The sequence below is a fragment of the Streptomyces sp. NPDC053665 genome (genome assembly GCF_055585285.1).
Genome location: NZ_JBVJKK010000001.1, coordinates 348532 through 362063 on the forward strand (window position 1 = coordinate 348532; position 13532 = coordinate 362063).

Here is a 13532-nt window from a genome sequence, read left to right on the forward strand (position 1 = left end):
CCCCGCCGCTGTGCGGGGTCGGGCGCCGGCCGGTTCACACGGGCAGCCAGCGGCGGACGCAGGCGATGAGGTCGCGTGTGTCGACGGGCTTGGTGACGTAGTCGCTGGCGCCCGAGGCGATGCTCTTGTCCCGGTCGCCGGGCATCGCCTTCGCCGTCACGGCGATGATCGGCAGGTCGGCGTACTGCGGCATCCTGCGGATCTCCGCGGTCGCCGTGTATCCGTCCATCTCCGGCATCATCACGTCCATCAGGACGATGGCGACGTCCGGGTTGTTCACCAGCGTCTCGATGCCCCGGCGCCCGTTCTCGGCGTGCAGCACCCGGAAGCCGTGCAGCTCCAGGATGCCGCTGAGGGCGAAGAGGTTGCGCGCGTCGTCGTCGACCACCAGGACCGTGCGGCCCGCCGAGGCGTCGTCGACCACCGGCGGCGTCAGCGGCTGCGCCTCCTCCGGCCGGACCAGGGACAGCACGTCCCCGGGTTCCTCGGCCGACAGGTGCAGGGCGATCCGCTCGCGCAGCTCGTCGAGGCTGGACAGCAGCTCCAGCGCCCCGCCGGCCGAGCGGGCACGCAGCGTCTCGTCCAGCGCGACGTCCGCGGGGTGGTTGCTGTGCACGAGCACCGGCACGCTCGTCAGGGCCGAGTCGCCCTGGAGGGCCTGGAGGAAGCGGGAGGCCTCGCCGTTGCCCATGCCGAGCTCCAGGACCACGCAGTGGCACGGGTCGGCGGCGAGCGCCCCGGCCGCCTCCTGCGCTCCGACGGCGGTGATGACGTCGACCGCGGGCCGCTGCCCGCCGTCGGCGCGGCCGTGCGTCAGGTCGGCCACCACGCTCTCGGCGACGAGGGTGAGCAGACCGCGCGGCCGCTCCTCCACGACGAGCAGCCGCCGGGGCCGCGGTCCGGGCCCGATCTGGGGCACGGGCGCGGGCTGGGCGGAGCCCTGCGGCAGCGGCTCGGCGGAGGACCGCTCCAGGGTCCGGCCGTGCTGGAGCAGTTCCTCGAAGTCGGGCCGGGCCACCGGCAGGTACAGGGTGAAGGTGCTGCCCTGGCCCGGTGTGCTGTCCACGGTCACGGCGCCCCCGAGGAGCTGGGCGATCTCCCTGGTGATGGACAGGCCGAGGCCGGTGCCGCCGTACTTGCGGCTCGTCGTGCCGTCCGCCTGCTGGAACGCGCCGAAGATCGTCTCCAGGTTCTGCTCCGGGATGCCGATGCCGGTGTCCGTCACCCGGAAGGCCACCACGGCGCCGCCGCGGACCACGCCCTCGGGCACCTCGCCGTCCGCCGCCGGCTCGATGCGCAGCTCCACGGAGCCCTGCTCGGTGAACTTGACGGCGTTGGACAGCAGGTTGCGCAGGACCTGCCGCAGCCGGGAGTCGTCGGTGAGCAGGTCCGCGGGCGCCCCCGCGGCCGTCGACACCGTGAACTCCAGGCTCTTCTGCGTCGTCATCGGCCGGAACGTGACCTCGACGTACTCGATGAGCTGGCGCAAGGCCACCCGCTCGGGGGTGACGTCCATCTTGCCGGCCTCGACCTTCGACAGGTCGAGGATGTCGTTGATCAGCTGGAGCAGGTCGGAACCGGCGGAGTGGATGATCTGCGCGTACTCCACCTGCTTGGGCGTGAGGTTGCGCGAGGGGTTCTGCGCGAGCAACTGGGCCAGGATCAGCAGGCTGTTGAGCGGGGTGCGCAGTTCGTGGCTCATGTTGGCCAGGAACTCCGACTTGTACTTGGAGGCCAGCGACAGCTGCTGCGCGCGGGTCTCCAGTTCCTGCCGGGCCTGCTCGATCTGGAGGTTCTTCGCCTCGATGTCCCGGTTCTGCGCCACGAGCAGCGAGGCCTTCTCCTCCAGTTCGGCGTTGGAGCGCTGGAGTTCCTCCTGCTGCACCTGCAACTCGGTGGAACGGGCCTGGAGTTCGACGGTGAGGCGCTGCGACTCGACGAGCAGTTCGTCGGTGCGGGCGTTGGCCACGATCGTGTTGAGGTTGACACCGAGGGTCTCCATCAGCTGGGTGAGGAAGTCCCGGTGGATCTGGGTGAAGGGGGTCACGGACGCCAGCTCGATGACGCCGAGGACCTGGCCCTCGACCACGATCGGCAGCAGCACCAGCGCGGTCGGCACGACCTCGCCGAGTCCGGAGGAGATGGTGACGTAGTCCGGCGGCAGGTCGTCCACGGCGATGGTGCGCCGGCTGCGCGCGGCCTGGCCGACCAGGGTGCGGCCGAAGGCGATCCGGGTGGGCCGGGTGCTGTCCTCCGGGTAGCCGTAGGAGCCGACGAGCCGCAGCTCGGGCCCGTCGTCGCCGTCCTCGGCGAGGTAGAACGCCCCGTACTGGGCGGACACCAGCGGCACCAGCTCGTCCATGATCAGTTCCGCGACGACGGGCAGGTCGCGGTGGCCCTGCATCAGTCCGGAGATCCGGGCGAGGTTGGTCTTGAGCCAGTCCTGCTCCTGGTTGGCCCGGGTGGTCTCACGCAGGGACTCCACCATCGAGTTGATGTTGTCCTTGAGCTCGGCGACCTCGCCGGATGCCTCCACGTTGATCGACCGGGTCAGGTCGCCCTCGGCGACGGCGCTGGTCACCTCGGCGATGGCGCGCACCTGGCGGGTCAGGTTGCCCGCCAGTTCGTTGACGTTCTCCGTGAGGCGCTTCCAGGTGCCCGAGACGCCCTCGACCTCGGCTTGGCCGCCGAGGCGGCCCTCGGTGCCGACCTCGCGGGCCACACGCGTGACCTCGTCCGCGAACGCGGAGAGCTGGTCGACCATCGTGTTGATCGTCGTCTTGAGCTCGAGGATCTCGCCGCGGGCGTCGACGTCGATCTTCTTGGAGAGGTCGCCCTTGGCCACGGCGGTCGTCACCAGCGCGATGTTGCGGACCTGGCCGGTGAGGTTGTTGGCCATCGAGTTGACGTTGTCGGTGAGGTCCTTCCACGTGCCGGCGACGTTGGGCACGTGCGCCTGGCCGCCGAGGCGGCCCTCGGTGCCCACCTCGCGGGCCACGCGGGTCACCTCGTCCGCGAACGCCGAGAGCGTGTCGACCATCGTGTTGATGACCTCGGCGAGCGCGGCCACCTCGCCCTTGGCCTCGACGGTGATCCGCTGCGACAGGTCGCCGCGCGCCACCGCGGTGGCGACCTGGGCGATGGAGCGGACCTGACCGGTCAGGTTGGAGGCCATCACGTTGACGTTGTCGGTGAGGTCCTTCCAGGTGCCGGACACGCCGCGCACCTGGGCCTGGCCGCCGAGGCGTCCCTCGGTGCCGACCTCACGGGCCACGCGCGTGACCTCGTCGGCGAACGCCGAGAGCTGGTCGACCATCGTGTTGATCGTGCTCTTCAGCTCCAGGATCTCCCCGCGCGCGTCCACGGTGATCTTCTGGGACAGGTCGCCCTTGGCGACCGCGGTGGCGACGAGCGCGATGTTGCGGACCTGGCCGGTGAGGTTCCCGGCCATGAAGTTCACGGAGTCGGTGAGGTCGCGCCAGGTTCCCTTGACGCCCTTGACGTCCGCCTGGCCGCCCAGGCGGCCCTCGGTGCCGACCTCGCGGGCCACGCGCGTGACCTCGTCCGCGAACGCCGAGAGCTGGTCGACCATCGTGTTGATCGTGCTCTTCAGCTCCAGGATCTCCCCGCGCGCGTCCACGGTGATCTTCTGGGACAGGTCGCCCTCGGCCACCGCCGTGGTGACCTGGGCGATGGAGCGGACCTGGCTGGTGAGGTTGCCCGCCATGTGGTTCACGGAGTCGGTGAGGTCCCGCCAGACGCCCGCCACGCCCGGCACCTGCGCCTGGCCGCCGAGGCGTCCCTCGCTGCCGACCTCGCGGGCCACGCGCGTGACCTCGTCCGCGAACGCCGACAGCTGGTCGACCATCGTGTTGACGGTCTCCTTCAGCTGCAGGATCTCGCCGCGCGCGGGCACGTCGATCTTCTGGGACAGGTCGCCCTTGGCGACCGCGGTGGCCACCTGGGCGATGTCCCGGACCTGGGTGGTGAGGTTGCCCGCCATGGCGTTGACCGAGTCGGTCAGGTCGGCCCAGGTGCCCGAGACGCCCGGCACCTCGGCCTGGCCGCCGAGTGTCCCCTCGGTGCCGACCTCACGGGCGACACGGGTCACCTCGGACGTGAAGACGGACAGCTGGTCCACCATGCCGTTGAAGACCTTGGCGATGTCGCCCATGAGGCCGTCCGCGTCGTCCGGCAGGCGGGTGCCGAAGTCACCGTCCCGTACGGCCGTCAGGCCGGCCAGCAGGCGCCGCAGCTCCTGGTCGCCCGGCACAGCGTCGACGACCCCCGTGCTGTCGCTGGTCATGCGCACCCTCGTTCCGCTCCCCGGGAGCCCTCACAGCCGAGGACTCGGAACCACCCTGTGCCGGACCGACGGCTCGGCTGTCGTGCTCCGCCCCACGGTCACGCACGTGTGTGTGATGTGGAAATACGCCGCAGGTTAACCCACGTTTCACGACCTGAACAAAGCGCGGGTGGGCACCGGGAGCGGGCCGGCCGCGCCGCTGCGGCAGCGAGCGGCGACGGGGCGGCCGGCAGGGCGACGTGCCGCCCGGCGGCCGCGGGGAGGCGCTCTTGTCCGCGGCTCCGCTCCGGTGGAACGATGCCCGGCACCGTATCGCCCCACCCGGAGGGACCGTCGTGACCGATCAGCAGGAGCGCCCCCGGCCCGGCGCCGTGTTCGACGCGCTGGGCAGCGCCTACGAGGAGGCGTTCGCCGGGTCGCCGGCGCACCGGCGCTCCCTGGAATGGCTCCTGGAGCGGCTCGCGCCGGGCAGCCGCGTGCTGGACGTGGGCAGCGGGACGGGGGTGCCGACCGCGCGAACGCTGGCGTCGGCCGGACACGAGGTGCTCGGCGTCGACGTCTCCCCCGTCATGGTCGAGCTGGCGGCCCGCCAGGTGCCCGCCGCGTCCTTCCGGTGCGCCGACATCCGTGACGTACCACTCACCGACGGTGCGTTCGACGCGGTCTGCGTGTACTTCTCGCTGCTCCAGATGTCCCGCGCGGAGCAGGCCGACGTGGTGGGGCGGCTGGTGCGGGCGCTGACCCCGTCGGGTCATCTGGTCCTGGCGACCGTGCCGATCGACCTGGAGGACGTCGAGGGCGTCTTCATGGGGCACCCCGTGCGAGTGAGCAGCTTCGGCGCGCAGGACTTCACCGCGCTGGCGCAGGAGGCCGGCCTGGAGGTGCTGGACAGCGAGGAGATCCTGTTCACTCCGGAGCACCCGGACGCGCAGCCGGAGCCGCATCTGTTCCTGCACTGCCGTCGGCAGCCGGCCGCGGCACGGGCGGAGTGACGGGGTGGCGGGGCGGCCCGGGGGCCGGCCCGCGGCGCCTCACGGGGTACGGAACCCGCGGAACGTCACCGGTCTGCGGGTGGTGAACCCGAGCCGTTCGTAGAGGGCGATCGCAGCGGTGTTGGCCTCGGCCACGTGCAGGAAGGGACGTTCGCCGCGGGCCAGGATCCGGGTGACGAGCGCCCGGATCAGACGGGCCGCGCAGCCGCGTCCCCGCGCCTCGGGTGCCGTGCACACGGCGCTGATCTCCGTCCAGCCGGGGGGCCGCAGCCGCTCCCCCGCCATCGCCACCAGGGTCCCGTCGTCGTGGAGGCCCAGATAGGTGCCGAGTTCGCGGGTGCGGGCCCGGAAGGGCCCCGGCCGGGTCCGCTCGACGAGGGCGACCATGTCGGGCACGTGCTCCGCGCCCAGTTCGACGACGCCGGGGTCGGGCGCGCCGAGGGGTCCCGGGTCGTCGGCCCCCGTCCAGATCATCTGGCGTCCTTCGAGGACGAAGACCGGGGACCAGTCGGCCGGCGGCAGGACGGGACAGCCGAACATGTCGGCGAACGCGCCCCCGCCCAGCAGTGCGGCGAGGTCGTCCCACGCGGCGGCACCCGTCCCGGCCGACACCGCGGAGAACGTCGCGACGTCCGGCACATAGGTGACGGCACCGCCCAGCCGCCGAGCGAGATGCGCGTGGTGACCGTGGAGCGACGCGGTGACGGGATCGTCGAGTACGGCCGTGTCCCCGGGACCCGTCATCGTGCTGCGCCCCTCCTGCCCTGGAGCGGGCCGGCCCGGCAGACCGGCCCCGTGTCGGCGGATGCCGGGGATCCATCGTAGTCAGCCGATGAGTTCCCTCCGTCCGCGCGGTCCTTCCCTCGACACGAAGGGAGAACGCATCATGCGCAAAGTCGTCATCTGCACGTTCCTGTCGCTGGACGGCGTCATGCAGGCACCCGGCGGTCCGGACGAGGACACCGGGAGCGGCTTCGAGCACGGCGGCTGGCAGAAGCCGGTGTCCGACGAGGAGGTCGGCGCGGCCGTCGCCGGCTGGTACGAGCGGTCGGACGCGCTGCTGCTCGGCCGCAGGACGTACGACATCTTCGCGGCGTACTGGCCGGCCGCCGACCCCGCCGACCCGTTCACCGGGCGGATGAACGGGATGCGCAAGTACGTGGCGTCGCGGACCCTGACCTCCGTGGAATGGGAGAACTCCACGCTGCTCCAGGGCGAGGTCACCGACGCCGTGCGCGAGCTGAAGACCTCGGAGGGAGGTGACATCAACGTCGTCGGCAGCGGCGACCTCGCCCAGACGCTCATGCGGCACGGCCTGGTCGACGAGTACCGGCTGACCATCCATCCGGTGATCATCGGGAGCGGGAAGCGCCTGTTCGCCGGCGGAGCGGTCCCCACCGCCCTGGAACCGGTCCGCGTCTCGACGACGAAGAGCGGCACCGTCGTCGGTGTCTACCGGCCGAGCGGCGAACCCGGTCACGACAGTTACTAGGCGTGCCTCACAGGGTGACGATCGGCCCCCGGACCCGGTCGCCCTCGACGGTGCGCCACACGGCGGTGACACGGCCCACCGCCTGCCGCTCCGCGAGCGGGGAGCCGTCCTCCGGCCGCAGGACGCGGTGCAGGCGCAGCACCGTGCCCCGGGGCGAGGCGAGGAGGGTGCCGTCCCGGTCGTCGGTGGCGGTGAGGTCGGTGGGCAGGGGGCCCTCGCCCGTGAAGGAGACACCGACCTCGTGGTCGGGGGTGTCGCTGGCGTCCTGGTCCTGGGCCTGCGCCCGGCCCTCGATCAGGGCCGGCAACCGGTCGAGCAGCACCGGGTCGTGGCAGCCGTCGTAGGCCCAGCGCGGTCCGAGCACGCCGTGCTCCATCGTGCCGACGAGCGCGTGCCCGGCGCCGTCGAGGGGAGCGCCGCGGTAGGTGAGGGGCACGAGGTAGGTGACCGGTCCGGCGCCGGAGGTGTCGGTGACCACCAGGAACTCGATGCCGACCTCGCCCCGGGGGTCGTCCAGCCGGAACCCGCCGGCCCGGGACAGGTGCGGGGTGCCCGGTCCGCCCCGGTACCAGGGGCGGGAGGGCAGCCACCCGGTCAGCAGCTCCAGTTTGGTCGGCTTGAGCTCGGTCTGGTGGATGACGGCCATGGTGGTGGGGTCCTTCCGGTGACGCCGCTGCGTTTCCTGACACCTTCGCATTCCGCGGGCGCCGGAGGGGCGCTGTCCCGGCCCGCACCGGCTGCGGGGGGGACGGACCGGGCGCGGGCTTCCCCGGCGTCGGCGCAACCCCGGCCGCGCGCCGCACGTCCTCCCTGAAGAGCGGGACGGACCGACCGCCTGCCGCAGACACGACGGGGACGAGGATGAGCGAGAAGGGCCGCGCCCTGTTCGAGGCGCTGGATCTCGACCAGGACGGGATGCTCACCCGCGAGGAGGTGATCGTCGCGCTGCGCAGGAAGGGACCCTCCCTCGCGGCCTCGGGCGTGCTGCCGCTGTGGGGCGTGCAGGACGCCGAGGCCTCGTCCGCGCTGTTCGACACGGCGGACCAGAACGGCGACGCGGTCCTGACCGTCGAGGAGTTCACGGCGGTCGTGGACCGCCGCTTCGGCTGGTGCTGACGGGGGTCCCGCCGTCCGGCCCGGCGGGCAGGGCACGCCCCGGTGCGGATGGTGGGCGGGCCCTGCCCGTGCGGACCATTCTGGGGACCGGCGGGGCGCACGGCCACGGGTGAGACCGTTCGGTGTGTGCGCGCCGCGCACACCCCGCGTGCGGGACACCCCTGCGGTGCGCCCGGGCTCCGGCCCGGGTGCACGGCCCGCCTCGCATCGCGCCGCGCGGACCCACATGGCACGACTCGGCATGGGTACGCGGTCCGGCATGACCGAGGAAAACAAGAAAAACAGTCCAGAACGCAACGACCAGATCCGTGAGGTGGAGCAGGCGGAGGAGGAGCGCGCCGCCGCACGCCCCTTCAGCTACCCCCACCCGGAGCGGCGCGCGGGTGTGCGCGCCACCCGTCACATCAGCCGCGAGGAGGCCGACGCGGACAGCGTCCCCGGCGTGCCCGGCGGCTACGGCACCACCGGCGGCGGCCAGGCGGGCGGTCGCGCCGCGCCGCGACCGGGCGGCGAGGACACCGCCGAGGAGTCCGGCGTGACCGGCGTCGTCCCGGGAGGCACGCCGCATCCCGACCGGGAGGGTGAGGACTCGTAGACACGTACGTCAACAGGGCACCCGGCCCGGTGCGACCCCGGGTGGCACCCGCCGGTCCGCGGCGACGATACTGGCAGCCGCACGTGCCCCCGTTCCCAGATGGACTCATGCCGACCTCCTCCCCCGCCCGTTTCCCGACCCCCGCCACGGTGTGGCCGGCACGCGGCCGGTACCCGCAGGGCGACGCGCCGGACGTGCTCCGCCGATCGTTGCAGCAGCGCAAGGACAGCGGGGCGATCGACGACTTCCTCGAACTGCCCGACGACCCGGCGGCACCGGGCGAGAAGGTGTTCCAGGCCCGCTGGCGGGCCGGAGCCGACGTGACCGTGCGCGCCCGGATGAGCGTGCGCACCGGCCCGGACGACGGGCCGGGGCAGGAGTGGATGCTGATCGCCGAGGCGGAGCAGCCGTGGGACCACGCGTGGCCCTCCCCGACCGGCCTGTTCTGGCCGCAGGAGCCGGAGACCGCCTGGGACCGGGACGCCGCCGTCCGCCTGTCGACGGGCGGGATCAACCCGCTGCCGGAGGACGACAAGGAGACCCGCCGGCTGCTGCGGAACGCGGTGCGCGGCGGCTGGCACATCCACGTGGTCGTGCACGAGGCGATGACCACCGGCGAGCACGGCCGGGTCCCGCTGGCCAGGTGGCTGCCGCCGGGGCTGCGCCACCGCGTGGTGGAGCACCGCGCCGCCCCGCAGCAGCACCGGGGCCTGAACTGGGCCCTGCGCGACCTCGGGGTGCAGGTGCCGCGCGGCGGCGCCGTGGTGCTGCCTTCCGGCCCCGCCCCGGAGGGCTACGCGGCGGAGGACTTCTCCGTGCGGGCCGTGTACCTCGACGGCTCGGAGCCGGCCGACCTGGTCCACGCGGTGAGGCGGTTCGCCGCCCTGCCGGCGCCCCTCCCGGACGACGCCTTGCCGGCCCTCACCGCCCTGCGGGAGGACTGGCACCTGCTGACGGTCCACGAGGAGCTGGAGCGCCAGCGCGGCCTGGTGGCCATGTACGCCGAGGCCCTGGAGGCCATGACCACCTCGCGCGACCTGTACCGCGAGGCGGCCGAGCGCGCCCACGAGGCGCTGGCGGCCTACCAGGAGGCCGGCGAGGTCCCCGCCCCGCGCCAGGAGCCGTCGCAGACACCGGTCGCCTCCCCGTTGCAGCAGCTCACCCGGACCCTGGAGCGCTTCAAGCCCCGTCGTCCGGCCACCGCGCCCCAGGACGACGAGGGTGCGCGACCGGAGCGGGCGACGTCCCGGTCCTGAGGTCTCTTCCCGGGTACGGGTGTCAGCCGGGCCCTCCTGGATACGTGGTGCGTACGGCAGTACGCCCCGCCCCGGGAAGGTCCTCCACGACATGGGCAATCAGCGACACCACTCCCCGACCACGCTCCGCGTCAACGGCAAACCCCACACGCTCACCGTCGACCACCGGCGGGTCCTGCTGGACCTCCTGCGCGAGGACCTCGGCCTCACCGGGGCGAAGAAGGGCTGCGACCACGGCCAGTGCGGCGCCTGCACCGTCCTGGTCGACGGGCGGCGCGTCAACAGCTGCCTGCTGTTCGCGGTGGCCCTCGACGGATGCGAGGTCACCACCGTCGAAGGGCTCGGCGCCGACGGTGAGGAACCGCACCCCTTGCAGCGGGCCTTCGTGGAACGCGACGCCTTCCAGTGCGGCTACTGCACCCCGGGGCAGCTCTGCTCCGCGGCCGGGATGCTCACCGAGGCGGCCGCCGGCCATCCCTCGCACGTCACCGACCCGGCGGTGCCCTCGGGCGAGCCGGTGGCGCTGGACCGGGAGGAGATCCGGGAGCGGCTGAGCGGCAACCTGTGCCGGTGCGGCGCCTACCCGCGGATCGCCGAGGCCGTCGAGGACGTGATCCCGTGAAGGAGTTCGCCTACGTCCGCGCCGGGAGCGTCGAGGAGGCGACCGCCGCGTACGCCTCGCACAGCGGCGCACGCTACCTGGGCGGCGGGACCAACCTCGTCGACCTGATGAAGCTCGGCGTCGAGACGCCCGCCGCGCTCGTCGACGTCACCCGGCTGCCCCTGGACACGGTGGAGGAACTGCCGGACGGTGCGCTGCGGATCGGGGCCACCGTCCGCAACAGCGACCTCGCGGCCCACCCGCTGGTGCGCGACCGGTACCCGGCACTGTCCCAGGCGGTGCTCGCGGGCGCCTCCGGCCAGCTGCGCAATGCGGCGACCACCGGTGGCAACCTCCTCCAGCGCACCCGCTGCCCGTACTTCCAGGACCTGTCCAAGCCGTGCAACAAGCGCGAGCCCGGCACCGGCTGCGGCGCGCGGGACGGCGTCCACCGGGACCACGCCGTGCTCGGGCACTCGCAGCACTGCATCGCCACCCACCCGTCGGACCTGGCGGTGGCCCTCGCCGCCCTCGACGGGCGGGTCGAGCTGCACGGGCCCGAGGGCGCCCGCAGCCTCCCGGCCGCGGACTTCCACCGGCTGCCCGGGGACCGGCCCGAGCAGGACACCGAGATCCTCCCCGGTGAGCTGATCACCGGCGTCGTGCTGCCCGCCGCCACCGCCGGGCTCGCCTCGGCCTACCGCAAGGCCCGTGACCGGGCCTCCTACGCCTTCGCCCTCGCGTCCGTCGCGGCGGTGCTGCGGGTGGAGGACGGAGTGGTCGCGCAGGCCGGCCTCGCCTTCGGGGCGCTGGCGCACCGGCCCTGGCGGGCCCGGCGGGCGGAGGAGGCACTCGTGGGGGCCGCCCCGACCGCCGCCGCGTTCGAGCACGCCGCCGACCTGGAACTGTCCGCCGCGCAGCCGCTGCGCGACAACGCCTACAAGGTGCCGCTGGCCCGGAACCTCGCTGTGGACGTGCTGTCCCGGGTGGCGGAGGCGGCGCTCGCGAGGAGGACCTCATGACCGGCAGCCTGGGCGCCCCCGCCGCACGCCTGGAGGGGTACGCGAAGGTCGGCGGCACCGCCCGCTACGCCGCCGAGTTCCCGCTTCCCGGCCGGGCCCACGCCTGGCCGGTGCCGGCGGCCGTCGCGCGCGGCCGGGTGACGGGCGTCGGCACGGACGCCGCCCTGGCCGTGCCGGGAGTGCTCGCCGTCCTCAGCCACGAGAACGCGCCGCGGATCGCGGAGCCCGACGACGCCACCCTCGCCGTGCTGCAGAGCCCGCACGTCCCCCACCGCGGATGGTTCGTGGCCCTGGTGGTGGCCGAGACCCTGGAGGCGGCCCGGGCCGGAGCCGCCGCCGTCCGCGTCGACTACGCCGCCGAGGCGCACGACGTGGTCCTCAGCGAGACGCACCCCGGCGCGTACGTGCCGGAGAACGCCAACGCCGGCAATCCCGCCGTGCGGGAGCAGGGCGACCCCGGCGCGTTCGCCTCGGCACCCGTCACGGTGGACGTCGCCTACCGGGTGCCGCCCCTGCACAACCACCCGATGGAGCCGCACGCCAGCACCGCCCACTGGGAGGACGGCCGGCTCCTCGTGCACACCTCCAGCCAGGGCACCAACGCCGTGCGCGCCGCGCTCGCCACGCTGTTCGACCTGCCGGAGGAGCGGATCACCGTCACCGCCGAGCACGTCGGCGGCGGTTTCGGCTCGAAGGGCACGCCGCGGCCGGACGTGGTGCTGGCCGCGATGGCCGCCCGGCACACGGGGCGGCCCGTGACGCTGGCCCTGCCGCGCCGGTACCTGCCGGCCGTCGTCGGCCACCGCGCCCCCACGCTGCACCGGCTGCGGCTCGGCGCCGGCACGGACGGCCGCCTGGCGTCCCTCAGCCACGAGGTGACGACCCACACCTCCCGCGTCAAGGAGTTCGTCGAGCAGGCGGCGGTCCCCGCGCGGGTGATGTACGCCTCCGCCCACCTGCGCACCGCGCACCGGGTCGTGGCCCTGGACGTGCCGTCCCCGTCCTGGATGCGGGCACCGGGCGAGGCACCGGGCATGTACGCGCTGGAGTCCGCCGTGGACGAACTCGCCGATGCCCTCGGCATGGACCCGATCGAGCTGCGCGTGCGCAACGAGCCCGACGTCGAGCCCGACAGCGGCATGCCGTTCAGCAGCCGGCACCTGGTGGAGTGCCTGCGCGAGGGCGCCCGGCGCTTCGGCTGGGCCGGGCGCGATCCCCGCCCGGGCGTCCGGCGGGAGGGCCCGCTGCTGCTGGGGACGGGCGTGGCCGCGGCGACCTACCCGGTCATGACGGCACCCTCCACCGCGGCGGCCCGCGCCCTGCCCGGCGGGACCTTCGAGGTGCGGATCAACGCCACCGACATCGGCACGGGCGCCCGTACCGTGCTCGCCCAGGTGGCCGCCGACGCGCTCGGGGTGCCGCTGGAGCGGGTGCGCGTCGACGTCGGCTCCACGGACCTGCCGTCGGCCCCGCTGGCCGGCGGGTCGTCCGGCACCGCCTCCTGGGGCTGGGCCGTCCACGAGGCCTGCACCGCCCTGGCCGGGCGGCTGGCGGAGCACACCGGGCCGCTGCCCGAGGAGGGCCTCGACGTCCGGGCGGACACCCGGGGCACGGCGGACGCCGAGCCCGACCGGGCGCGGCACGCCTTCGGGGCGCACTTCGCGGAGGTCGCCGTCGACACCGTCACCGGAGAGGTCCGGACCCGCCGGCTGCTCGGGGTGTACGCCGCCGGGCGCATCCTCAACGCCCGGACCGCTCGCTCCCAGTTCGTCGGCGGCATGACGATGGGGCTGGGCATGGCGCTGACCGAGGGCAGCACGATGGACGCGGAGTTCGGCGACTTCACCGAATCGGACCTGGCGTCGTACCACGTGCCCGCGCACGCCGACGTGGCCTCGGTCGAGGCGCACTGGCTCGACGAGGAGGACTCCTTCCTCAACCCCATGGGCAGCAAGGGGATCGGCGAGATCGGGATCGTGGGCACGGCGGCGGCGATCGGCAACGCGGTGCACCACGCCACCGGCGTCCGCCTCCGCGAACTCCCCCTCACACCGGACCGGGTGCTGGCCGGCCTGCTCGGCCACCGTACGCCGGACGCGGGCGGGACCGGGTCCGCGGTGAGCGGATCCGGTCCCGTGCGGACGGCGTAGGG

The 13532-nt window shown here is 73.9% G+C and carries 11 protein-coding genes; 8 read left to right on the top strand and 3 right to left on the bottom strand.

The features are described 5' to 3' along the window. Positions 1 to 34 precede the first annotated feature (34 nt). Positions 35 to 4306: a HAMP domain-containing protein gene (locus tag ACZ6ZN_RS01415; protein WP_469642208.1), complete on the bottom strand. Its 4272-nt coding sequence runs from the start codon at positions 4304 to 4306 to the stop codon at positions 35 to 37. 335 nt (positions 4307 to 4641) lie between these two features. Here ACZ6ZN_RS01415 and ACZ6ZN_RS01420 point away from each other — a divergent pair, with 335 nt between their 5' ends. Further along, positions 4642 to 5298: a class I SAM-dependent methyltransferase gene (locus ACZ6ZN_RS01420; RefSeq protein ID WP_451876400.1), complete on the top strand. Its 657-nt coding sequence runs from the start codon at positions 4642 to 4644 to the stop codon at positions 5296 to 5298. A 39-nt stretch (positions 5299 to 5337) separates the two neighbouring features. Here the strand turns inward: ACZ6ZN_RS01420 and ACZ6ZN_RS01425 are convergent, their stop codons facing one another. Beyond that, positions 5338 to 6042 carry a GNAT family N-acetyltransferase gene (locus ACZ6ZN_RS01425; RefSeq protein ID WP_469642210.1) on the bottom strand — a complete coding sequence of 235 codons (705 nt, stop codon included), beginning with the start codon at positions 6040 to 6042 and terminating at the stop codon, positions 5338 to 5340. Positions 6043 to 6184: 142 nt separating this feature from the next. Here ACZ6ZN_RS01425 and ACZ6ZN_RS01430 point away from each other — a divergent pair, with 142 nt between their 5' ends. Beyond that, a complete protein-coding gene (locus ACZ6ZN_RS01430) occupies positions 6185 to 6790 on the top strand; it encodes a dihydrofolate reductase family protein (RefSeq protein WP_469642212.1) in 606 nt (201 codons plus the stop codon). Positions 6791 to 6797: 7 nt separating this feature from the next. On the opposite strand, the gene ACZ6ZN_RS01435 is transcribed toward ACZ6ZN_RS01430, so the two are convergent. Further along, positions 6798 to 7436: a maltokinase N-terminal cap-like domain-containing protein gene (locus ACZ6ZN_RS01435; protein WP_469642214.1), complete on the bottom strand. Its 639-nt coding sequence runs from the start codon at positions 7434 to 7436 to the stop codon at positions 6798 to 6800. A 215-nt stretch (positions 7437 to 7651) separates the two neighbouring features. On the opposite strand from ACZ6ZN_RS01435, the gene ACZ6ZN_RS01440 reads away from it, so the two are divergent. From ACZ6ZN_RS01440 to ACZ6ZN_RS01465, 6 genes are all read left to right on the top strand, one after another. Further along, entirely contained in the window at positions 7652 to 7906 is a 255-nt protein-coding gene (locus tag ACZ6ZN_RS01440) for an EF-hand domain-containing protein (protein ID WP_469642216.1), read from the top strand. Positions 7907 to 8165: 259 nt separating this feature from the next. Beyond that, positions 8166 to 8501, top strand: coding sequence for a hypothetical protein (locus ACZ6ZN_RS01445; RefSeq protein WP_469642218.1), 336 nt, complete (start codon positions 8166 to 8168; stop codon positions 8499 to 8501). A 107-nt stretch (positions 8502 to 8608) separates the two neighbouring features. Continuing rightward, entirely contained in the window at positions 8609 to 9757 is a 1149-nt protein-coding gene (locus tag ACZ6ZN_RS01450) for a hypothetical protein (RefSeq protein ID WP_469642220.1), read from the top strand. Between the two features lie 91 nt (positions 9758 to 9848). Continuing rightward, on the top strand, positions 9849 to 10379 hold the full coding sequence (locus tag ACZ6ZN_RS01455; RefSeq protein ID WP_398107439.1) for a (2Fe-2S)-binding protein: 531 nt from the start codon (positions 9849 to 9851) through the stop codon (positions 10377 to 10379). Then, positions 10376 to 11380, top strand: a complete 1005-nt coding sequence (locus ACZ6ZN_RS01460; RefSeq protein WP_469642223.1) for an FAD binding domain-containing protein — start codon at positions 10376 to 10378, stop codon at positions 11378 to 11380. The genes ACZ6ZN_RS01455 and ACZ6ZN_RS01460 overlap by 4 nt, the downstream gene beginning before the upstream one ends. Further along, on the top strand, positions 11377 to 13530 hold the full coding sequence (locus ACZ6ZN_RS01465) for a xanthine dehydrogenase family protein molybdopterin-binding subunit (RefSeq protein ID WP_469642225.1): 2154 nt from the start codon (positions 11377 to 11379) through the stop codon (positions 13528 to 13530). Before ACZ6ZN_RS01460 ends, ACZ6ZN_RS01465 begins: the two co-directional genes overlap by 4 nt. Positions 13531 to 13532 lie beyond the last annotated feature (2 nt).

Excerpts from the sequence above, each read along its gene's own strand:
- ACZ6ZN_RS01415 (WP_469642208.1), bottom strand. The coding sequence starts at position 4,306 with ATGACCAGCGACAGCACGGGGGTCGTCGACGCTGTGCCGGGCGACCAG.
- ACZ6ZN_RS01425 (WP_469642210.1), bottom strand. The coding sequence starts at position 6,042 with ATGACGGGTCCCGGGGACACGGCCGTACTCGACGATCCCGTCACCGCG.
- ACZ6ZN_RS01430 (WP_469642212.1), top strand. The coding sequence starts at position 6,185 with ATGCGCAAAGTCGTCATCTGCACGTTCCTGTCGCTGGACGGCGTCATG.
- ACZ6ZN_RS01435 (WP_469642214.1), bottom strand. The coding sequence starts at position 7,436 with ATGGCCGTCATCCACCAGACCGAGCTCAAGCCGACCAAACTGGAGCTG.
- ACZ6ZN_RS01440 (WP_469642216.1), top strand. The coding sequence starts at position 7,652 with ATGAGCGAGAAGGGCCGCGCCCTGTTCGAGGCGCTGGATCTCGACCAG.
- ACZ6ZN_RS01445 (WP_469642218.1), top strand. The coding sequence starts at position 8,166 with ATGACCGAGGAAAACAAGAAAAACAGTCCAGAACGCAACGACCAGATC.
- ACZ6ZN_RS01450 (WP_469642220.1), top strand. The coding sequence starts at position 8,609 with ATGCCGACCTCCTCCCCCGCCCGTTTCCCGACCCCCGCCACGGTGTGG.
- ACZ6ZN_RS01455 (WP_398107439.1), top strand. The coding sequence starts at position 9,849 with ATGGGCAATCAGCGACACCACTCCCCGACCACGCTCCGCGTCAACGGC.
- ACZ6ZN_RS01465 (WP_469642225.1), top strand. The coding sequence starts at position 11,377 with ATGACCGGCAGCCTGGGCGCCCCCGCCGCACGCCTGGAGGGGTACGCG.